18 protein-coding genes are annotated in these 19,731 nt (G+C 38.3%); 8 read left to right on the forward strand and 10 right to left on the reverse strand.

The window, feature by feature from the left end:
- Positions 1-181 precede the first annotated feature (181 nt).
- Entirely contained in the window at positions 182-1,081 is a 900-nt protein-coding gene (locus tag CH362_RS03740; RefSeq protein ID WP_100708978.1) for a class I SAM-dependent methyltransferase, read from the forward strand.
- Between the two features lie 3 nt (positions 1,082-1,084).
- Here CH362_RS03740 and CH362_RS03745 read toward each other — a convergent pair whose 3' ends face one another.
- The 6 genes from CH362_RS03745 to CH362_RS03770 form a co-directional block, all read right to left on the reverse strand.
- The gene (locus tag CH362_RS03745) at positions 1,085-2,341 is read right to left on the reverse strand and encodes an NAD(P)-binding protein (protein WP_100708979.1); all 1,257 of its coding nucleotides are present in this window, start codon (positions 2,339-2,341) and stop codon (positions 1,085-1,087) included.
- Between the two features lie 89 nt (positions 2,342-2,430).
- Positions 2,431-4,275: an OmpA family protein gene (locus tag CH362_RS03750; protein ID WP_100708980.1), complete on the reverse strand. Its 1,845-nt coding sequence runs from the start codon at positions 4,273-4,275 to the stop codon at positions 2,431-2,433.
- A 69-nt stretch (positions 4,276-4,344) separates the two neighbouring features.
- Entirely contained in the window at positions 4,345-4,662 is a 318-nt protein-coding gene (locus CH362_RS03755; protein ID WP_100708981.1) for a hypothetical protein, read from the reverse strand.
- A 61-nt stretch (positions 4,663-4,723) separates the two neighbouring features.
- Positions 4,724-4,984, reverse strand: a complete 261-nt coding sequence (locus CH362_RS03760) for a hypothetical protein (RefSeq protein ID WP_100708982.1) — start codon at positions 4,982-4,984, stop codon at positions 4,724-4,726.
- Positions 4,985-5,202: 218 nt separating this feature from the next.
- On the reverse strand, positions 5,203-5,568 hold the full coding sequence (locus CH362_RS03765) for a DoxX family protein (protein ID WP_100708983.1): 366 nt from the start codon (positions 5,566-5,568) through the stop codon (positions 5,203-5,205).
- A gap of 407 nt (positions 5,569-5,975) precedes the next feature.
- Positions 5,976-6,782, reverse strand: a complete 807-nt coding sequence (locus CH362_RS03770) for an SDR family NAD(P)-dependent oxidoreductase (protein WP_100708984.1) — start codon at positions 6,780-6,782, stop codon at positions 5,976-5,978.
- 136 nt (positions 6,783-6,918) lie between these two features.
- Between CH362_RS03770 and CH362_RS03775 the strand changes: the two genes are divergently transcribed.
- Entirely contained in the window at positions 6,919-7,326 is a 408-nt protein-coding gene (locus CH362_RS03775) for a winged helix-turn-helix transcriptional regulator (RefSeq protein WP_100709266.1), read from the forward strand.
- Between the two features lie 519 nt (positions 7,327-7,845).
- On the opposite strand, the gene CH362_RS03785 is transcribed toward CH362_RS03775, so the two are convergent.
- The 3 genes from CH362_RS03785 to CH362_RS03795 form a co-directional block, all read right to left on the reverse strand.
- Positions 7,846-9,081, reverse strand: a complete 1,236-nt coding sequence (locus CH362_RS03785) for a glycosyltransferase family 4 protein (RefSeq protein ID WP_100708986.1) — start codon at positions 9,079-9,081, stop codon at positions 7,846-7,848.
- 85 nt (positions 9,082-9,166) lie between these two features.
- Positions 9,167-10,228 (reverse strand): hypothetical protein, encoded by a 1,062-nt coding sequence (locus CH362_RS03790; protein WP_100708987.1) that lies wholly within the window; start codon positions 10,226-10,228, stop codon positions 9,167-9,169.
- 75 nt (positions 10,229-10,303) lie between these two features.
- The gene (locus CH362_RS03795; RefSeq protein ID WP_100708988.1) at positions 10,304-10,690 is read right to left on the reverse strand and encodes a YfeK family protein; all 387 of its coding nucleotides are present in this window, start codon (positions 10,688-10,690) and stop codon (positions 10,304-10,306) included.
- On the opposite strand from CH362_RS03795, the gene CH362_RS03800 reads away from it, so the two are divergent.
- A complete protein-coding gene (locus tag CH362_RS03800) occupies positions 10,689-11,336 on the forward strand; it encodes a hypothetical protein (RefSeq protein ID WP_244280465.1) in 648 nt (215 codons plus the stop codon). The genes CH362_RS03795 and CH362_RS03800 overlap by 2 nt on opposite strands.
- A gap of 598 nt (positions 11,337-11,934) precedes the next feature.
- On the opposite strand, the gene CH362_RS03810 is transcribed toward CH362_RS03800, so the two are convergent.
- Positions 11,935-12,723, reverse strand: coding sequence for a class II glutamine amidotransferase (locus tag CH362_RS03810; protein WP_100708990.1), 789 nt, complete (start codon positions 12,721-12,723; stop codon positions 11,935-11,937).
- Between the two features lie 126 nt (positions 12,724-12,849).
- Here CH362_RS03810 and CH362_RS03815 point away from each other — a divergent pair, with 126 nt between their 5' ends.
- From CH362_RS03815 to CH362_RS03835, 5 genes are all read left to right on the forward strand, one after another.
- On the forward strand, positions 12,850-13,977 hold the full coding sequence (locus CH362_RS03815) for a glycosyltransferase (protein WP_100709269.1): 1,128 nt from the start codon (positions 12,850-12,852) through the stop codon (positions 13,975-13,977).
- Positions 13,974-16,736, forward strand: coding sequence for a DNA polymerase I (gene polA / locus CH362_RS03820; protein ID WP_100708991.1), 2,763 nt, complete (start codon positions 13,974-13,976; stop codon positions 16,734-16,736). Before CH362_RS03815 ends, polA begins: the two co-directional genes overlap by 4 nt.
- 58 nt (positions 16,737-16,794) lie before the next feature.
- Entirely contained in the window at positions 16,795-17,751 is a 957-nt protein-coding gene (locus CH362_RS03825; protein WP_100708992.1) for an aldo/keto reductase, read from the forward strand.
- 78 nt (positions 17,752-17,829) lie between these two features.
- Positions 17,830-18,726: an alpha/beta fold hydrolase gene (locus CH362_RS03830; protein WP_100708993.1), complete on the forward strand. Its 897-nt coding sequence runs from the start codon at positions 17,830-17,832 to the stop codon at positions 18,724-18,726.
- Positions 18,727-18,810: 84 nt separating this feature from the next.
- Positions 18,811-19,632: a histone deacetylase gene (locus CH362_RS03835; protein WP_100708994.1), complete on the forward strand. Its 822-nt coding sequence runs from the start codon at positions 18,811-18,813 to the stop codon at positions 19,630-19,632.
- Positions 19,633-19,731: the final 99 nt, after the last annotated feature.

A 19,731-nucleotide genomic window follows, 5' to 3' on the forward strand; every position in this document is an offset into this window, starting at 1 on the left:
TAAGTTAAGGAAAGAAAAGGACTTTTTTTGCGGATTTTTGTCCGGACCTCACTCTCTTATGTCGGCATAAAACATATCCGAAAGGATTAGAGAACGGACAAATAAAGGTGATTCTGGTAGACAGTTCGTAAATTCTATGTCCAATAAAGTTTTGCTTTGGGCAACCGAAGACTAAGGAATCATGGAAGACCTGCCTTACAAAAAAGAAATTTCTCTTCGCCATCATTCTTTTCCTGCAAAGACGGATATCTGGCCCAAGGTCAGGCTATTATTTGGAAGAGAAGGAATTCCTACAGATCTATCTCATCTCTATTTGAACGAGCATGGAGAATCCTGGGCCAATCTGGGTTATTGGGAAAACACAAAAGAATACGGGACGGCTTGTGCAAATCTTGCAGAACATTTGGGAACATTAGCTGGATTGGATTCCGATTCTAAATTATTAGATCTTGGATTTGGATGCGGAGACCAATTTAGGATTTGGGAAAATATATTTGGAGTAAATGTTTCGAATATATACGGGATTAATATTTCCAAGACACAGATCGAATTTGCAAAAAGACGTTATGAAGGTAGAAGCAGTTCTCCCAATTTAATTTTAGGAAGTACAGAAGGTTTAACAGAATTCGAAGACAAAACCTTTGATGTGGTGATCGCCTTAGATAGTTTATATTTCATTCCGAACCGAAATAGATTGGTTGGGGAAATTTATAGGATCTTAAGACCGGGAGGAGTATTTGTATCTGCAGAGATATTATTCTCAGATCGAAAGATTTCGTATTGGGAAACTTTCAAAAGAAATTTGATCTCCAAAATGGCAAAAATGTCTTCTGATCTTAAAAAGGTAGAAGGTATCGTCTCAGAATATTCTGCCTTAGGTTTTAACTTCGAAGTTTTAGAAAGAATAGATCCTTTTGTATTCCCTGGATTTTCTCAATTTATATTAGAAAAAATTAAATCAGAAAACAAAATCCCAAAACGACTCGCGGGAAGATACGAGATGCTAGGAGAATACTTCGGTTCCGAAACAATCAAAAAACATTTTGAATATTGGGTCTATAAAGTCAGAAAACCTGTTTAGATCTTAAGATCTAAGAGAATCTTCTATCCATCGTTTAACATCTAAAGAAGTGGAAACTCCTGCTTCTAAAAGTGGCATTCCATATTTAGCGTAAGAACCGCAGAGTAATACTTTTTTGCCTGGAAGTTCTTGTAATTCTTTCAACTCTTCTAAGATCTTTCTGGAGGCGATATCTATCACAGGTCTTTCAAATTTGGATCTGCTGATAAAATCTTTTTCATTTGGTTCTACGAGTGGATTCCAAGTTTGGAATACAGCCTTACCTTTCATAGAAGGGAGAACCTTGTTTAGAAGAATAGTAGCTGTCGCAGTGGAACTATCTTGTGAAAGAGAAAAACACATAGGTGCCCAATGTCTTTTCTGTTTGGGCATAAATTTTTCGTCAGAATGAACTACTACTTCAGAAGCCTCATATCTAAGTCTGGAAAGTAAAGCCTTCTCCTTTGAATATTCGTCGGGAAGAATTGAAATTGTTTGATTGGCCGGGGCAGCAACCACCACTCTGTCGAAAAGTTCTTCTCCATTCTCAAAAACCAGTTTTACTTTATCTTTTTCTAAAACGATTTTTTTGGGATCAGTGCTTAAACGAACAGAGGAAGCTCTTTTAGAAAGTTTTTCCGTAACATCTCTAGTCCCTTTTTCTGGGGTTAAAAATCTTAAGAACTTTAAACCACTAGAATGATAACCTATCACAACTTCTGCAGGATAATTTTTAGCACTTTCAGAAGTACAGGTATTGATTGTGGAAAACATTGGGATCAGATATAGATCTTCGAACTCTACAGAATAACCGAATCTGCTTAAGAATTGAGAAATTGTAAGTTGTTCTCCCTCTAATGATTGGAGTTCTCTTTCTGATTCTTCGTAAAAGCGGATCGCATCCGAAAAAATACGTCTAGAAGTTTTATTAGAAAAACAAACCCAATATGGGATCGGAACAAAATTGCCTCCGATGCCCAAAGTAGAAAAACCGAAATATGTAGTGCCATCTCCGTAGTTTAAAGAAAACGAATAATCTACAGGTCTTACTTCGATTCCTGCTTCTTTGTACAGATCCAAAAGACAGGGATAATAATTTCGTTTAAATGCTCGGAAGGGAACATCAACTCGGATAGAATGCCCGTTGGAGAAAAGATCAGTACCGTGAGCATCCATACCGACCAGAGGATGTTTTTCTATAAGAGAGACTTCATGTTCTTTGCCCAAATACCAAGATGCGCTTAAGCCGGCGATTCCGCTACCGATGACCGCTATTTTCATTCCAGATTAGATTCCTTTTTTAAAACAAAAATTCAAGGTAAAACCTGAATTTAAGGAAGGAATGATACAAAAAAGGAACCGAACGAAATTCAGTCGACGATCTGTAATACAACTCTTCTATTCCTTTGACGGTCGGAAGCGTTGTCATTGGAGGAAATTGGTTGGCTGTCCCCAAAACCTTGGGTCCGAACTCTTTCGCCATCGATTCCATGTTTGGAAATCAAATAATCTGCCACAGCTTTTGCTCTGTTTTCGGAAAGTTCCAGGTTACGTTCTTTTTTACCTACGTTATCTGTATGACCTTCTACAGAGATTTTGAGTTTAGGATTCGATTTTAAAAAAATCCCTAAACGATCCAATTCAGGTTCAGAGTCTTTGGAGATCTCAAATTTGTTTGTCTCAAAAAATAAATTGTTCAGAAGGATTTGTCTGCCGACTGCCAGAGCAGGAAGACGAAATTCAACATCCAACTTAGCATCTTCTTGTTTGGATTCTGTAAGATCAATATTTCTGGAAACGGAAAGATGGCCAGACTTCTCCGCATAAAAACCGTATTTTTCGCCATAAGGAAGAACTAGACTAAATGAACCGGTTTTAGAATCACTTTTAGCGCTTCCTCTTTTTTCTAAACGTGTTAAAGATTCGTAATGTATTTCCGCACTTAATGGATTTCCTTCTTCGTCCAAAACTTTACCGTTGATAACGACAACAGGGTTTGGTCGGAAATCGCGAGGTAGATAGGCCATGTATAACTGACCTTCTTTGCTTACGTAAGCCCAGTCACTATTTACTGGAATAGAGAAGAAGTTTACACCTTTTAGATTGGCAGAGACCTCAACTGGTTTAGTCCAATTATCCCAACCTTCTCCAATTCTTTTTGTCACATATACGGAAAGTCCCTTATGACCATCGCTACAGAAATAAAGAGTTCTATCATCTCCTGCTAAAAATGGAGCAGTTTCCTCAGAAGAAGTATTCACAATATCCCCTAAGTTTTTACCAAGAGTGAAGGAACCATCCGCCTTTTGAATACTTACGTAAAGATCCAATTTGCCATAAGAATCAGGTTGTTGGACAGAATAGATCAAGATCCTTCCGGAAGAAGATAGAGTGGAACCGCCGAAAACCGAAGTATTATTTTTTAAATATATATTAGAAAACTCAGGAAAATTAATCGCCTTAGGGTAGGACCAACTTCCTTTCTCTTTATAACTTTTATATAATGGAACAGTTGCCTTATTTTGGAGTAGATTTATTTTGCGAAGATATTCGTAAGCGAGTTGTTCTTCCTTTAAACGAAATTCCATTTCGTCTCTTGTGTTTCTTTTTAACTCTTCTCTTTTTTCTTGGAACTCTACTTGTATTTTATGAGTGGCCTCGTCATCACCGAAAGAACCGAAAACGAATAATTCATTATTACTCGGAAGAACTGCGATCACCGCAGAGTTCAGATCATTATTCAAAGGAGAAGGCATTTCTTTACCATCTCTCCAGAAACCTCTGTCATCCTTCTCCGCAAACCAAATCCTTTGAGTGCCTGATTTACCTTTGCTAGAATACACAGTCCAAAAGATAGATTGTCCATCAGGAGTTACGGTAGGATTAAAAGCGAAATAACCTCTGTTCACATAATTTGGAATTCTTTTCAAAGTCCAATCTGCTAGGCCCTTAGATTCGGAAAAAGGGTAGGTCTCATAACGTATCGGGTCGCAATTTTCTCCCCTCATCTGGCAAAGAACACGAATTGTTTGGTTATGAAGTCTGGAAAGTTCAGGACTCAGATCATTGGAAAGTACTTGGATGAACTCGTTGCCTGTACCCAACATTCTACCAAATTGAAGAAGTTTACCTTCGATAATTTTTTCTTCCGCAAGAAGATCTGAAGAGAAAAATAGAAAGATAGAAGAAAGAAAAACAGAAAGAAGCCGGTTCATATTATATGTTTCGGAGAATAATATCCAAACCGGAAGAGAGGAAAAGAAAAAATTAAAATTAGGAAGAGATCAGGCGATCCAACCTGGGAAAAACTTGCGGATGAGAAAAAGACCGACCAATAGAATACCAAAGTTTAAAATAGAAGAGACAAGAATAAAGACAAGCTTGGAAGGTTCTTTGTCCTGAGACTTGTGACGACTTGCAGTAAAAGCCGCCCCAATACTCAAAACTAAGCCGGATATAAAGGAAATCTCAGGCAGTTCGTTCTTATCATAAAGGTAGGAGCTCAAACTTTCAGAGACCACTAACATAATACAAAGAACGATCAAAAACACAAAACTTCTTATGAACCCTAGGACATAAAAAGAAGTCAGATCCTTATTCATAAAACCCCACCCAAAAGTTTGTATGAGGTAGAAGATTTAACGATTAATCCGGCTTGTAAACTTAATTGCAACTGCAGGCGGAACCTTTTCCTCCAATAGATTGAGCATAATTATCAGCATCAGAAGAATAATCGAATTCTTTCAGGATACAAACATTAGAACCTCTAGCAGATTTCATCTGATCCAAAGTGCGTGAATCCGATTCAATCTTACCATCAGCACAAAAGACACTATACTTAGTATTCGCCTGAACCTTTGAAGAAGAAAAAGTTAAGCCCAAAATCAAAACACTTCCACAGATCGCTATCCATAACTTGAACATAAAGAAACTCCAGAAACTTAGAAGGGGAGAATATCTTCTTCTAAAACCTTTTCAATAAATTTTTGACTGAAATAAAAAGTAAAGATAGGGCTTTTGTGAGCAAAAGAAATCAAATCGATTGTATACGATGATCTAAAAGGAATATGTGATAGCTTTGTAGGAGTTCCAACACGACAAAAGCAGTGAGTTGTTGGACCTCCTACAGAAAGGACCAAAACTTAATACGTAAAAGTGTAAGCCCAGTAAATCAGAAGTAATTGCAAAGGAAGCCTTAAAATTAAGGCCCAAGTAGGAGGATCCTTTCTGGTTCTTGATTGAAAGTGGTAGACGTTAGCTGGAAACACAGCGATCAAAAGAAAGACCACTCCCCAAGCTGCTAACACTTTGGTTTGAGGAAAGAATAGCCCGAGTCCTAAAGCGATCTCTGCAATACCGCTGAATTGGACCATAAGTTTATGATAAGGAATCCAAGGTGGCATGATCCTCATATAAAATTTAGGGATCACAAAATGAAGAATACCGGCGATCGTATATATGGTCGCCATGATCCAGAGACTGATAGTTTTAGCGTCTAGGTTTTCCATGGAAAACCATGATAAGACAACTATGGTGACAAGGTCTGCCTTTTTTCTCTGTTTTTATTACGAAACCTTCTCTGTCTGGAATGAGAAGACTTATTGGCGATCTTTAGGAAGGTGAGATATTTTTCTTTAGCGACGAAGGGACGATTTCTCTCTTGATGATCCGTGCGAGGTCCGGGAAATTTCAGCATAGGCTTTGCTCCTTGCCGTTAAATTTGCCAGTCATTATAGTAAAGGCGAAGAAAGTACAAGCGAAAAAAAAGAATCTTCAAAAAAATTCCGAAACAATTTATTATAAAAGTTTGGGCGCGTCCCTTGCAATGCAAGGGTCGGTCTTTTACGGACTCGGTCCTTCGGACCACGTCCTGCAAAGACCTCGCGCGTTATAAAAGTGTAATAATATTGTTCCCTTATGATTTGGCTTTATGTAGTCTTTTCATGATCGAACTCTCAAAAGCTTTATACGCATAGTGTTGCATCGTAAGAATAAACGAAGCACCTTGCCCAACTGGGAAATTGAATTTTGGATCTTTTTGATTTATAATTTCTACCACAGTGTTTACAACCGGTTCTGGAGTAGGAGCTTTATCGAATGTTTCTTTCGAGAATGCAGCGGTTTGTTTTCGAAGTAGATCGTAATCTTCAATTTGTACTTTTGATCTAACGGCGCTCGTGCCAATATTTGTTTTGAAACCCATCGGCTCAACCATACTGACCTTTATATTAAAATCCTTTAATTCAAATCGTAATACTTTGAAATAACCTTCCAAAGAATGTTTCGAAGCCGAATAGTAAGAAACATTGGGAAGACCGATTAAACCTAGAATAGATCCTACAGTAATAATTTTTCCATACCTTTGTTTTCTGAAATAAGGCAGCAATTGATTGGTGAGTTTTACTGTTCCCCAAAAATTTGTCTCGAATTGTTGTTTACCTAGATCAATAGGGGTTTCCTCGGCAAGACCTGATACCAAATAACCTGCGTTGTTTATGAGGACATCTAAACTTTGAATCTGACTGAATAGCCGTTTCGGGAAGGATTCAATTGAACTGTCCGAAGAAATATCTAATTCTAATAATTTAAAAGGTAATTTAGAACTATGTTCTTCTGGATTGCGGCTTGTGCCGATGACGGTATGACCGCTCTGGTGGAGTTTATTGGCAAGAAGGAGCCCAATGCCTGAAGAAGCTCCTGTTACTAAAATTGTCTGTTTCATCTTATATTCCTTATTTTGCGAAGTTTCGCGGCCTTTTCATATTTATTATGGCCAGCTAAATTACTTGCAAATTGCAAGTAATTATAGGGTGCGGAAAAATACTTGCTTTTTGCAAGCTAATTTTAAGATGAATTTTATGTTAGAGGGAAAAAAAAGATCGGATTGTCCGATTAGTTGCTCCCTGGATATCTGGGGCGATAAGTGGTCGCTTCTCATTATTAGGGATCTTATGTTTAACAAAAAAAGGACTTACGGAGATTTCCTAAAGTCCGACGAGGGTATTGCTACAAATATCCTGGCATCTAGACTCCAATCCTTGGAAGAAAACGGTCTGATCGAAAAATCGGAACACCCAGATAGCAAAGCGAAAGTCCTTTATAGGCTTACACAAAAAGGCATCGATCTTTTGCCGGTATTTGTTGAGATCTATATGTGGGCGGAAAAGTATTTTGATATTCCAAAAGAAATCAAAGTCGCATTAAAAGATGTTAAGAAGGACAAAGAATCATTCGTAAGATCGATGACGAAAGAATTGAAAAAGTAATTGCTTTAGATAGTTATTAAAAACCGAAATATTTTAATTCAAAATCATTCGGTTCAAACGCATTTACTTTAGGAATTAAAAATAGAGAATCTGTATCGCAAGGAAGAATGAGCAGGGAATCATATAAATATTTTATATCTTTTTCTCTATAATAAACGGAACCCGAGCAAGATCCGTTGCAGCTTAAGTAGTTTGTGTAATCATTAATTTGAATTAAGTCGATTGGGTGCTGATTTTTTTGGTCGAGACACTTTACTATTCTAATTAAAGACACGTTTGAGATTCTATCTAATGCTTCTTTTCTGGGAATAAGGTTAGTTTGAAGATTAGCTTCGATATCGACAAGGATGCAGCTTGGTAGGAAGAAAAGAATAAGTAGGAATTTATTTGTATAAATTCTCGCAAATTCAATCAACCACATGATATTGAAATAAAAAGTGTCTAACTTAGTATTTTGAAAGTAAAATATTAGAATTTTTGAAGAATGTAAATGATTTTGTTCAAAAGCAAGCTCCCCTCCTAGCTCCTAACCATCTGCACTTTCAACTTAATTGCTTTCCTGGCTTTCGTTGCTTTTTTCTTAGAAAGAGAAAGTTTAGAGTAAGTCATCTCCAGAGAATCAGTAACATCTTCCCAGGTACAGGAAGCTGCGATCTTTCTTGCAGCGAGACCAAGTTTGAGAGCTAATTTTTTATTCTCTGCTAATAGGCAAGACTGTTCTATAAATTCTTCTTCTTTGTCGAAACCAGAGAGTAGGGCGGATTTTCCGTGTTTGAGATGTTGGTTGGCGGCAGCGTAGTTATAAGCAACGATTGGAAGTCCAGATGCCATTGCTTCTACGATTACGTTTCCGAAAGTTTCTGTTAGGCTTGGGAACAAAAATAGATCCCCGGTCGCATAATGTTCTGCTAATTCTTTTCCTTTTCTCATTCCTCTGAATATGAAGTCAGGATTTTCTTTTTGCAATTTTTCTTTAGAAGGTCCATCTCCCACTAAGATCAATTTTGCATTTGGAACTCTTGTTTGGAGTCTGCGAAATGTTCTTACTAATAGATCTAGATTTTTTTCTGGAGCTAATCTTCCTACGTATAGAACTCCAAGTTCAGAAGGTTTTAATCCCCATTCCGTTTTTAGTTTGGAATTCCTACGAGCAGGATGGAATAGATCAGAGTCAATCCCTCTGGAAACCACTTGTACATTTGTATATCCTTGTTCTGTTAACTGTTCTCTGATCTGAGCAGTCGGGACCAAGGTCATTTGTGTTCTATTATGAAGTCCTTTTAGGTAATTATGGACCAGTTTTCCTGCGAATCCAAACTTATAATATTTTGCGTATGCATGGAAATTTGTCCTGAAATCGCTGATGATTGGAATTCCAACATGTCTGGCAGCTCTAACTGCGGACCAGCCGAGTGGCCCTTCTGTGACCACATGTACTATATCAGGTTTTTCTAATTCGATTAATCTGCGTAATAGGTATTTTTCAGGAAATCCAAATCTTAAGTCTTCGTATAATGGGATTTTTGCCCCTCTTACAAGAACTTCTCTGTAGTTATTGCTCGCTGTTGCGTAATCATTATGACCTTGTTTTGGACGGACCAGAATTATCTCGTGACCTCTTTGCAAAAGATCACCCAACATTCTATGAAGTGTCTTGGCGACTCCATTTATCTCAGGAGGAAATGTTTCGGTCACCACTAAAATTCGAAAGGGACCCGCTTTAGGATAAGAACTGATATATGTCGATGGAAGCATCGACTTTTGATCATCTTAAATTTTTGTATCTACTCCATGAAGAGAGAATTACTTTTTCGTTACAGAGATCGGACCGAAGTACAGGTTACTGTTCGATTCCAGTGGCGAATGCCTTTCTCAAAAGTCTTCCACAATATACTGATTCTGCGTAGGCTAAACCGGATGTAGAATATCGGGCGATTATTCCATAAGTAGTGACAGTTGGATCAATCCAAGGATAGAATCCAAATTTTCCAGGACTACTGTATGCAGAGTCATTTCCGGAAGAATCTTCTACCCAATGTCCATAAGAATAATGTACGTCTTCCAAAACAAAAGGTGAGTACTTTGCTTGGGCTGGATGTACGGAAGGTAATGTAGGCACAAGATCTGCGCCTAAATAACTTCGGATTGTCAGATTAGAATTTAATATTCTTCTTAAGAATTGTGCATAAACGGAAGCGGAAGTTCTAACTCCGCCTGCAGGTTGAGGAACTGCATAATCTATTCCTGGATTGGATCCTCCGAATAAAGTGTTTCCTATCTCAGTTGCTAGTTGTGTACGAGTGTAATTTGTAAGTGCAGGAGTTAAGCCGCTTGGGTTTAGAGCTGCATAAGCTTGGAAATGTGCTCCATTATAATAAAAATAATTTAGATCACCCGCATTATAGTAATTATTATTATTTGTATTATCTCTACCTGGGCCGTTTGTAAAACATGCATTAACTGTAAGAGCTAGATTACATTTGTTATCATCCAGATTATCATAACCTGATCTCATTCTAAGATACGATTGTTCTATCGTTGTTGGAGTTCCAACCTTCTCCAAAACGTAAGCTCCCCAAATCCATTTAGATGCGGAAGCTATTAGAAGTAATGTGGATCCATTCACAGAACCGTTTACAGAAGAATATCCATAAGCTCCGTTTACATCTCCAATCTCCCAATAGAAGGCGCCCAGTTTTGTGCAAGTGGAGTTCTTTGTTGCAGTAGCTTCTACCGCGTCTAATTGGGTCTGTTTCGTTGAATCTACCACAGTAAATTCCGCAGGAACTTGTATATTAGATAATGTTAATGCAGATATTAGGGAAGAAAGCGGATCTTCGCTAGGCGGAGGAGGACAGGCGAATAAAAGGGAGATAGGAAGAAGGCACAGATATTTTCGCATAAAATTCTCTAGTTCAATTCGACTCAGCCATTCTAGAATAACTGCCGAGTTTATGTAATTTTTCGCTTAGGTAGCTTATTTTTTCTTTTTTGGTTTGGCTACAGGCGGAGGATTACGCAATTCATTCAATTTGTCAGTCAGCCATTTTTCGGATTCTACTTCCTTTCCGTCAGGAAATTTGATCTTGTAGGGAGTTCCTGTAATCGAGGATTTGCTTGCTAATCCTTTGATAAAATCTTCTGTGCTAGTTATCTTACTTTTGGCCGCGTCATATTTTCTGAGCAAATGAGCCTTTGCTTCGTCCAGCTTATGTTCCGAACCGTTTCTTATAAAAACACAACCTTTGCAAGAATCTAAGGAAGACACCAAGGTTTTGATTTCGTCTTCAGGCTCTGCTGCGAAACTTGGAGCAAGGCTAAAAACTGAAAGTGTGATTATAAGATAAAATAGGATTTTTTTCATGGTTGTCCGGAGAACTAAATCGGATCTTTCTTCTTCTGCAACTATAATTAATAAGGAAGTTTGGGTGAAAAAGTTAGCTATATTTTGTATATTTTTATTCGGTCTTACACCCCTTCATTCTCAGGAACTAACGACTACCGTTCCGGAAACAAAAGATAGATCTCGTTGGGATCTGGTTTGGAGAAGTGCCGTTCTTCCAGGTTGGGGACTTCTTCATGCAAAAGAATACAGAAAAGCTAGATTAACAATGGTGATCACTTCTATCTTAGTCCTTTCTGAATTGAAAGGTCATAAAGAAGAAGTACAAAGAAAAGAAGAGTTCGAAAACGCAAGGAATCTATTTATCGCGTATTCTAATTTTTATCCTCAACCTGATCCTGGAACGATGATCTTTTTAGCAAATTATCAACACAGTAAACAGGATGATTTGGAAGGAGTTCGTAGCAGAAACGATCTGAGATTGGCTCTTTTAGGAACAAAGTATATTCTTCAATTGGCTTATACGTATTGGAGAGGTATCAAATGGGAAGAAGAAGATAATTCTTCAGGTTTCGATTTCAATATTCGAACTTATTCTCAACTAGATGTGAGAGATCAAGTTAGGGATACATTTGGAATGGATTTAAGATATAGGTTCCGTTTTTAGGGCCTTATTCTTATCTGTGATTCGGTTCCTTATTATTCATCGAGAATTTTATTCGATATACATGAGGCGAAAAAAAGAATTCCTAAAATGAAAAGATTCATAAAAATCTGAAAATAAAAGTAATTTGAAAATAGTAGGTCCCAGGGAGGCCAAATAGAATACACTAGATTGATATTTTGAGCTGGATCAGTGAATTTCAGGCTGAGTAATTGTACGAAAACATACCATAAAAAGGCCCCAACCCAAGGGAAAGGGAATAATCCTATTCTTCGAAAACAATATATTGAGATAAACGCATATAATAAATGTGTAAAATATGAAAGTTTGTCTGACGAGTAATCGTTTAAAACTTCATCGGAAAGCCAAAGAATAGTTCCGAGTATTAGCCAAAGCCCTCCGATTCGAATTCCTTTTCGAAATTCGAAAATTAAACTTCCTGAGACTAAAAATGCAGAAACATGGCAAATCCAAAAATAATTATCCGGTTCTCTCCATAAATAATTCGTAATCAGGGTGTAGGATAAAAGAAAGATTCCTAGAATTTTTAGATAATTTGGAAATTTTCCAAAAGGATTCATAAAAGGATATTAGATAAGATCTATTTAATATCAGGAGAAAATCTTTGCCATTGTTTTCCTTCTTTCCATACCTGAAATTCCCCAGGTAAAAAACTGGTCCAAATTTCATCTTGGGTCAAAGGACTTGTAGCTAAAACTGTAACTATATCTTTCGGATTTGTATGTTTACTAAAGTCGATACTTAGATCTGCATCTATAAGTTTGGCTTCTCCAAATGGAGCATGTCTTGTTATATAAACAAGTTTTGTCGAACAATACGCATATAAATACTTAGAATCCGAAATTAGAATATTCGAAACTCCCTTTTTGCCAAGTTTGGAAAGTAGTTTTTGGATCTCCTGGGAGAGTTGTGTTTCGTTTTTAGGTCTTGTCTTAAACTTCTTCTTTAATTCGGAAAGTAGCCAACAAAAAGCATATTCACTGTCAGTGGTTCCGACCGGAGCAAAATCTTTTAATGGTTGTTTCTTCACTCCTTTCAATTGTCCGTTATGAGCGAATGTCCAATAATATCCCCAGAGTTCTCGAACGAACGGATGTGTATTTTTCAGATCCACCTTACCACGATTTGCTTTTCGGATATGTGAAATGACTAGATTACTTTTGATAGGAAATGTGCGGACCAGTTCCGCCAATTGAGAATCTGCACTAGCTCGCGGATCTTGAAAGACCCTGCAACCTTTGCCTTCATAAAATGCGATCCCCCATCCATCTTTATGGGGTCCGGTTTTCCCGCCTCTTTGGACAAGGCCGGTGAAACTGAAGCATATATCTGTAGGAACATTGGCACTCATTCCCAAAAGTTCGCACATTCTGGATTCCCTCTGCTATATTAGAATTATTGTCGCTAATGCGAATCCCGTTTGTCCAGGACTTTTTTCCTAAAAAGAAATGGCGGAACTCTTGCAGAATTCAAGCCAGAACCCCAATTTGATCGGGTGATTCTTCATATCGACACGGAAACCGGCTGGAGAGGAGGGGAAAGGCAACTTTTTCTTCTCGCAGAAGGTTTAAAAAAACACAAAATCCCTCAGCTCATTCTTTGTAAACCAGGCTCTGCATTAGAGACCCGTGCTAATGAGGTTGGACTTCCAACAGTTACTCTTCCTTTAAAAGGAGAATGGGACTTTGGTTCCGTAAAAGCACTCCAAGAACTTATCGTTTCTAAAGGGATCAAACTCATTCATGCACATACTGCAAAAGCACATTCTATTGCTTGGATGGCGAAAGCAAAACATCCTCAAGTAAAACTTGTAGTGTCTAGAAGAGTGGATTTCAGACTTAGAAAGAATTGGTTTAGCAAACGTAAGTATGTTTCTGATAGAGTGGACCTTTACTTAAGTGTTTCAAATCGGATCCGTGAAATTCTGATCATGGATGGGATTGATCCTGCAAAAGTTGTAACCGTATATAGCGGGATTGATCTAGGTGCTTCCAAAAAAGCGAGTGATATATCTTATCTAAGAAAAGAATTCAATCTTTCTAAAGATGAACTGATCATAGGAAATATTGCTGCGTTAGTCGATCATAAGGACCAAAAAACTTTACTCAACGCTTTATCCAATATTGAAACGGACAAAAAATACAAGGTCCTAATTGTTGGCGAGGGTGAACTCAGAAAAGAACTAGAACGTATTGCTTCCGAAAAAAAACTTTTGGATAAAGTGATCTTCACAGGATTTAGAACAGATATCTCTGAACTTCTTTCCTTATTCGATATTTTCACATTAACCTCAAAAGAAGAAGGACTCGGAACTTCCGTTTTAGACGCGATGGCATCCGGCTTGCCGATCGTAGCCACAAATGGTGGGGGCATTGCGGAAATGCTTACAGAAGGTAAGGGTGCATTCGTTTCTCAGGTGGGAGATGCAGTTTCTCTTGCTTCTTCTTATAAAACTTTATTAGAAGATCCTAAAGTTCGAAAATCTATGGGAGCATTTAATAAAGAATCCGTAAAAAGGTTCTCTGTTAAAAATACCATCAAGAAAACTGAACTGGCATATTATAGTTTGTTGGGCGAAGAGATCTATTCCGGCTCGAAAGGAAAATCTGGGGAAGCAGCATGAAAAAATTACTCATAGTAGACGGCCACGCATTCGCATTCAGGGCGTATTATGCATTTGCAGCTTCCAATCTGAAAAATTCTAAAACAGGGCAGCCAAGTGGTGCGGTCTTTGGATTTTTTAGGATGTTATTCAAACTGTTCGAAGATTATTCTCCTAGTCACGTAGCAATGACATTCGATCCTGGTGGACCCTTGGAAAGAGGGGCAACATTTGCAGAATATAAAGCAAATCGTAAACCTATGCCGGAAGATCTTCGCCCTCAATTGAACGAGATTATGGAAACCTTAAAGGTTCTAGGTTTCAGGATCCTGAAGATAGAAAAACATGAGGCGGACGATATCATTGGAACTCTTGCGGAAAATTATAAATCTTCTGCAAAAGAGATCCTGATCTTCTCTGGAGATAAAGACTTATATCAATTATTAGAAAAAAAGAATATTAAAATGCTCAGAGGTAAAAAGGGGGTCACTGAATTTGTGGAAATTGACTCCGCCTGGGTAAAAGAAGAAGTTGGTGTAGATGTAAAACAAATCCCTGACTATATGGGGATCGTTGGTGATACTTCTGATAATATTCCTGGAGTAAAAGGAATTGGGGAGAAGGGCGCTTCTAAACTGATCCAAGAATATAAAAACCTGGAAGGGATCTATAAAAATATAGAGAAGATCAAAAATCCAGGCCTAAAGAATAAACTTATAGAGCATAAAGATAATGCGTTCATGTCCAGGCAATTGGCCACGATCAAAAGAGATTTGGATCTTGGTATTAAGGATGATGATCTTAAACTTCCTGATTATGCTTCCGACGAAGGGATCAAATATCTAAAGAACCAAGGATATAATGTTCTATCACGCGACTTAGCTAAGTCTGTAGGAAAAGAACCTCCTAAAGATGATCCGGAAGAAGCAGGTGCGGATTCCACAAAAGGTCCAGCTGGCAAGAAAGGAATTTATAAACGAGTAGAAAGTGTAGAAGAATTAACCAAACTCGCAAGAGCTTGGAAAAAATCTCCCATCTTGTCTGTGGACACGGAAACCACATCCCAATACGCTTTTGATGCTGAACTTCTGGGTATTTCCTTATGTAACCAAGAAGGGACAGGTTTTTATATTCCTGTCTCTCATACCCAAGAGGGTTTATTTGCCAATAAGGAACAACTTCTTCCTTTGGACCAAGTCCGTGAAATATTGGGACCTATATTAGCAGATCCGAATATTCCTAAAGTGGGTCAGAACATTAAGTATGATCTGATCGTTCTACAAAACCACGGATTCGAAGTTACAAATATCGTTTTTGATACGATGATCGTGGCCTATATTTTGGCACCTGAAAGCCGCAGATTTAATATGGACGATCTTGCAGAAGATCTTCTGAATTATAAAACGATCACTTATGCTGAACTTGTCGGAACTGGTAAGAATAAAAAAAATCTTTGGGAAGTGGACCTGGACAAGGTCTCCGAATACGCTGCAGAAGATGCGGATATTACTTTAAGATTATATAATGTTCTTCGTAAATCTCTGAAACAGTCTGGACTGGAAAGTGTATTTAAGGATATCGATTTACCTTTAATTCCTGTTTTGACCCAAATGGAGAAAGCAGGGATTGCAGTAGATTCAAAATATTTTGCAGAACTTTCCAAAGATTTCCAAAGAGAAGTAAAAGATCTGGAAAAAGGGATCTACAGAGCTGCTGGAAAAGAATTCAATATCGCTTCTACCAAAGAACTGCAAAAAATTCTATTTGATGAATTACAACTGAGAGTTGTTAAAAAGACCCAAACAGGTTATTCCACAGACCATGAAGTTTTGGAAGAATTGTTGGGAGAACATCCTATCATCGAAAAACTTTTGGATTATAGAAAATATACAAAGTTGATCTCTACTTATGTGGATACTCTTCCCAGTATGGCTTCCCCTAAAGATGAAAGAATTCACACCAGCTATAATATGACGATTGCTGCGACTGGAAGACTTTCTTCTACAGATCCGAACCTGCAAAACATTCCGATCCGAGAAAAAGAAGGAAGATTGATCCGAAAAGGTTTTATCTCCGGTCATAAGGATTTTGAGATCTTAAGTTTGGACTATTCTCAGATAGAACTCAGGATCATGGCACATATTTCTAAAGATCCTGCCATGGTGGATGCATATAAAAAAGGGATCGATATCCACAAAAGAACTGCCGCAGCAATCTATGGAGTTTCAGAAGAGCTGGTTAGCCCGGAAATGAGGGATAAAGCAAAGGTAGTTAACTTTTCCGTAATATACGGGGTTACTCCTTATGGTCTCAGCCGTAATCTCCGAATTTCGAGAGATGAGGCAAAAAGTTTTATAGAAAGATATCTAACTCAGTATCCAGGTGTCCAAAAGTATATGGATGATACGATCGCCTTCTGTGAAGAGAAAGGTTATGTAGAAACCATGAAAGGAAGAAGGCGACCTGTTCCAGATATTAACTCCACTCATCGTCAGGCAAAAGAAGGAGCCAAAAGGGTAGCGATCAATACCCCTATCCAAGGAACCTGCGCCGACATGATCAAGATCGCAATGATCCAGATCCAAGACGAGATCGAAAAAAGAAAATGGAAATCCAAACTTCTACTCCAAGTGCATGACGAATTGGTATTCGAAGTGTATAAATCTGAAAAGGATGAGTTCCTAAAAGTTTGTAAAAGACTGATGGAGAATGCTCTTCCTTTGGATATTCCAATCAAGGTAGAAGGGAAATTCGGACAAAACTGGGACGAAGCTCATTAATTTTAGTTGAGTCTTCGGCCAAACTACTCTTAAAATTCTGCCGCTTGGGGAGAACTTTATGGAAATCACTTATTCCAGAAAAAAGTTCCTGAAACTTTTGGCGCTATCCGCCGCAGGTTTAGGTCTTTCGGAGAAAATGATTTCTCCGTTATTCCCCCAAACGTCCGGAGCCTCTAAGATGTTAAAACGTAAGATCCCAAAAACTGGAGAAGAAATTCCTGCAATCGGTTTAGGTACTTGGCAAACTTTAGATGTGGATCCTGATCCTTCTTCTTTGGCTCCTTTAAAAGAAGTTTTGTCGGAGTTCCTACATACTGGTGGAGGAGTTATAGATTCTTCTCCCATGTATGGTCGTTCTGAGGAAATTTTCGGGATCTTATCCAAGGATTTTTCAGATATAGAGAAAAAGAAATTTTTCTTAGCCACAAAAGTTTGGATCAGAGGAGAAGCGGCCGGAAAATCGCAGATCGAGGCTTCTTTCAAAAAAATGAAAGCGGAGAAGATTGATCTATTCCAAATTCATAATTTACTAGATACTCAAACTCATCTCAAAACATTAAGAGGTCTGAAAGAAAAAGGGAAAATCCGCTATATAGGCCTAACTCATTTTACTACATCTGCATTCTCCGAGATGGAACGTATTTCCGAAAAAGAAAAACCGGATTTCTTGCAGATACCTTATTCTATCCAAACGCGTGAAGCAGAGAATAGAATTTTGCCATTTGCCCAGGAACATGGGATCGCAGTCCTGATCAATCGCCCTTTCGAAGAAGGTGGACTTTTCAGAAATACAAAAGGTAAAACATTGCCTGAATATTTTAAGGAATGGGATTGTAATTCATTCGCGCAGGGCTTCTTAAAATATATTCTTTCTCATCCAGCAGTCACTTGTGCGATTCCAGCTACTTCTAAAATTTCTCATCTTAAAGATAATATGGGTGCTGGACTTGGTAGATTTCCGGAAGGCAAAGAAAGAAAAGTTTTTCTATCCAACCTTTTGGATGCAATGGACTGAAATTTCCTCCACGTTATTGATTTTACACTTTCCATTCCGAAAGCAGGGAGTACAATATTGCTCCTTCTGGAGGAGTCTATGTCGGAACCGCTTTGGAGAACCCACCCTTTGGCCTGGAAGGCATCGGGAGCTTTCTTTGAATGGAAAAAAAGAAAACTATTCTATCGGATAGGTGGAGAAGGAGAAGCACTTCTTCTTTTACATGGATTTCCCACTTCTTCTTGGGATTGGAAGGAAGTATGGGAAACTCTTACGCATCAGTACAAAGTTCTGACCTTAGATTATCTGGGCTTCGGTTTTTCTGATAAACCTAAAGATGGACATTATTCGATTTTTGAATACGCGGACCAGGCCGAGTTCTTCCTACAAGAACAAGGGATTAAAAAGGTGCATATTCTTGCTCATGATCTGGGAGATACGGTCGCGCAAGAATTAGTCGCAAGATTTAGAGAGAAATTATCCGGACAGAGAATTGGTGGACCCGACTTGGAGTCTGTATTCTTCCTAAATGGTGGGATTTTTCCGGAGACCCATAGACCTAGAGCAGTGCAGAAATTATTAAACGGTCCCTTGGGATTTTTATTCTCTCGTTTAGTGAACAAGACCTCTTTTCAAAAAAGTTTTTCAGAAGTTTTCGGACCGAATACAAAACCTCCGCAAGAGGAGTTGGACGGTTTTTGGGAATGTGTGAGCAACGGAGGGGGGAAGTTGATCTATCACAAGTTGATAAGATACATGAGAGAAAGAAAAATTTTCAGAGATAGATGGGTGGGATCAATACTCGACTGTCCAATTCCTTATGCATTGGCAGATGGTCTGGATGATCCAGTCAGCGGCAAACATGTGGTTGATCGCTTGAAAGAGATGAGACCGGACGCGAAAGTGTACGAACTCTCCGGCATTGGACATTATCCTCAGACAGAAGCTGCAGACCAGGTTTTGAAAGCGTACTCAAACTTCAGATCTAAACTTTGATATTTCTCAGATAGTTTGGTGACCGGATTTATTTCCTTGAAAAAAGGAAGAAACCTGCCAGACTGTAAGAAAGCGAAAGAGTAGATGGGTAAGGTTGCATACAATAATCCGCGTTTTTTTGATTTTGTATACGACGACTTTTTATGTGCGGCGGTGGACTCTCATGTCGCACAATCTGGAGTTCTATTTCACTCTTTGACCAAAGAAAGTGTTTGGGAACTTTTCGAGATCACTGGAGTTCTGGCTGAACTTAAAAAAAGAGGATACGACTCCTTTGAGCTGGATCTTTCCGGAAGTGATGATACCTACCAAAAACTCATCCTCACTTTTCAGAACGAAATTTTAGTACATCTACGTTTGAGCATCCAAGAATATAGGATCCGTCTCAACGATTACTTCTTCAAAGAAAAATATCTGGTTGTGAATTGGCTTCAGACACGTCATCCGAAACAGGTGGAAAGAGATTCGACTCGTTTATATCCAGGCCAAGATGTTCCTGGTCTTGGAATTTTTACTGAGATGGCTGACCTAATCGGATTTCTAATCATCTCTCTTAGATTGAATGGAGCTGTGATCCGTCCCGAATATTTTCATGACGCTGTACTCTTCTCCCGTAAGTTCCATTTTTTAGAAGCCGACTCTAAGGCTCTTTATCTGGCTTTGAGAACAACATTTCCGAAACATTCTATCCGAGCCATCTCCACTCTTTTACAACATGGAAAGATTGTAGATGCAAAACGAGGAGTGATCGAATGGAAACCAATAGAGATGATTTTCTTTTTGGAAAAATCTTTGAACTTCTTCGTGTTCAATCGTAAGTTTGAGAAGAAGGTTTCTAAGATACTCTCTACTTACAAACTCTCTCTGATCGAAGGTGCAGAGGCAGAATTAGGACTAAATACTTAGCACTATTTTGAACGAGTGTTACGTGATTATTTTTCGTAAGAAAACCGTTTTTTTCTCCCGTCTTATCCATTTATAATATAGGTTTGGCCATTATTCTAT

It is taken from the genome of Leptospira saintgironsiae (assembly GCF_002811765.1).
Taxonomy (GTDB): domain Bacteria; phylum Spirochaetota; class Leptospiria; order Leptospirales; family Leptospiraceae; genus Leptospira_B; species Leptospira_B saintgironsiae.

Excerpts from the sequence above, each read along its gene's own strand:
- CH362_RS03740 (WP_100708978.1), top strand. The coding sequence starts at position 182 with ATGGAAGACCTGCCTTACAAAAAAGAAATTTCTCTTCGCCATCATTCT.
- CH362_RS03745 (WP_100708979.1), bottom strand. The coding sequence starts at position 2,341 with ATGAAAATAGCGGTCATCGGTAGCGGAATCGCCGGCTTAAGCGCATCT.
- CH362_RS03750 (WP_100708980.1), bottom strand. The coding sequence starts at position 4,275 with ATGAACCGGCTTCTTTCTGTTTTTCTTTCTTCTATCTTTCTATTTTTC.
- CH362_RS03755 (WP_100708981.1), bottom strand. The coding sequence starts at position 4,662 with ATGAATAAGGATCTGACTTCTTTTTATGTCCTAGGGTTCATAAGAAGT.
- CH362_RS03760 (WP_100708982.1), bottom strand. The coding sequence starts at position 4,984 with ATGTTCAAGTTATGGATAGCGATCTGTGGAAGTGTTTTGATTTTGGGC.
- CH362_RS03765 (WP_100708983.1), bottom strand. The coding sequence starts at position 5,568 with ATGGAAAACCTAGACGCTAAAACTATCAGTCTCTGGATCATGGCGACC.
- CH362_RS03770 (WP_100708984.1), bottom strand. The coding sequence starts at position 6,782 with ATGAAACAGACAATTTTAGTAACAGGAGCTTCTTCAGGCATTGGGCTC.
- CH362_RS03775 (WP_100709266.1), top strand. The coding sequence starts at position 6,919 with ATGTTAGAGGGAAAAAAAAGATCGGATTGTCCGATTAGTTGCTCCCTG.
- CH362_RS03785 (WP_100708986.1), bottom strand. The coding sequence starts at position 9,081 with ATGCTTCCATCGACATATATCAGTTCTTATCCTAAAGCGGGTCCCTTT.
- CH362_RS03790 (WP_100708987.1), bottom strand. The coding sequence starts at position 10,228 with ATGCGAAAATATCTGTGCCTTCTTCCTATCTCCCTTTTATTCGCCTGT.
- CH362_RS03800 (WP_244280465.1), top strand. The coding sequence starts at position 10,689 with ATGGTTGTCCGGAGAACTAAATCGGATCTTTCTTCTTCTGCAACTATA.
- CH362_RS03795 (WP_100708988.1), bottom strand. The coding sequence starts at position 10,690 with ATGAAAAAAATCCTATTTTATCTTATAATCACACTTTCAGTTTTTAGC.
- CH362_RS03810 (WP_100708990.1), bottom strand. The coding sequence starts at position 12,723 with ATGTGCGAACTTTTGGGAATGAGTGCCAATGTTCCTACAGATATATGC.
- polA (WP_100708991.1), top strand. The coding sequence starts at position 13,974 with ATGAAAAAATTACTCATAGTAGACGGCCACGCATTCGCATTCAGGGCG.
- CH362_RS03825 (WP_100708992.1), top strand. The coding sequence starts at position 16,795 with ATGGAAATCACTTATTCCAGAAAAAAGTTCCTGAAACTTTTGGCGCTA.
- CH362_RS03830 (WP_100708993.1), top strand. The coding sequence starts at position 17,830 with ATGTCGGAACCGCTTTGGAGAACCCACCCTTTGGCCTGGAAGGCATCG.
- CH362_RS03835 (WP_100708994.1), top strand. The coding sequence starts at position 18,811 with ATGGGTAAGGTTGCATACAATAATCCGCGTTTTTTTGATTTTGTATAC.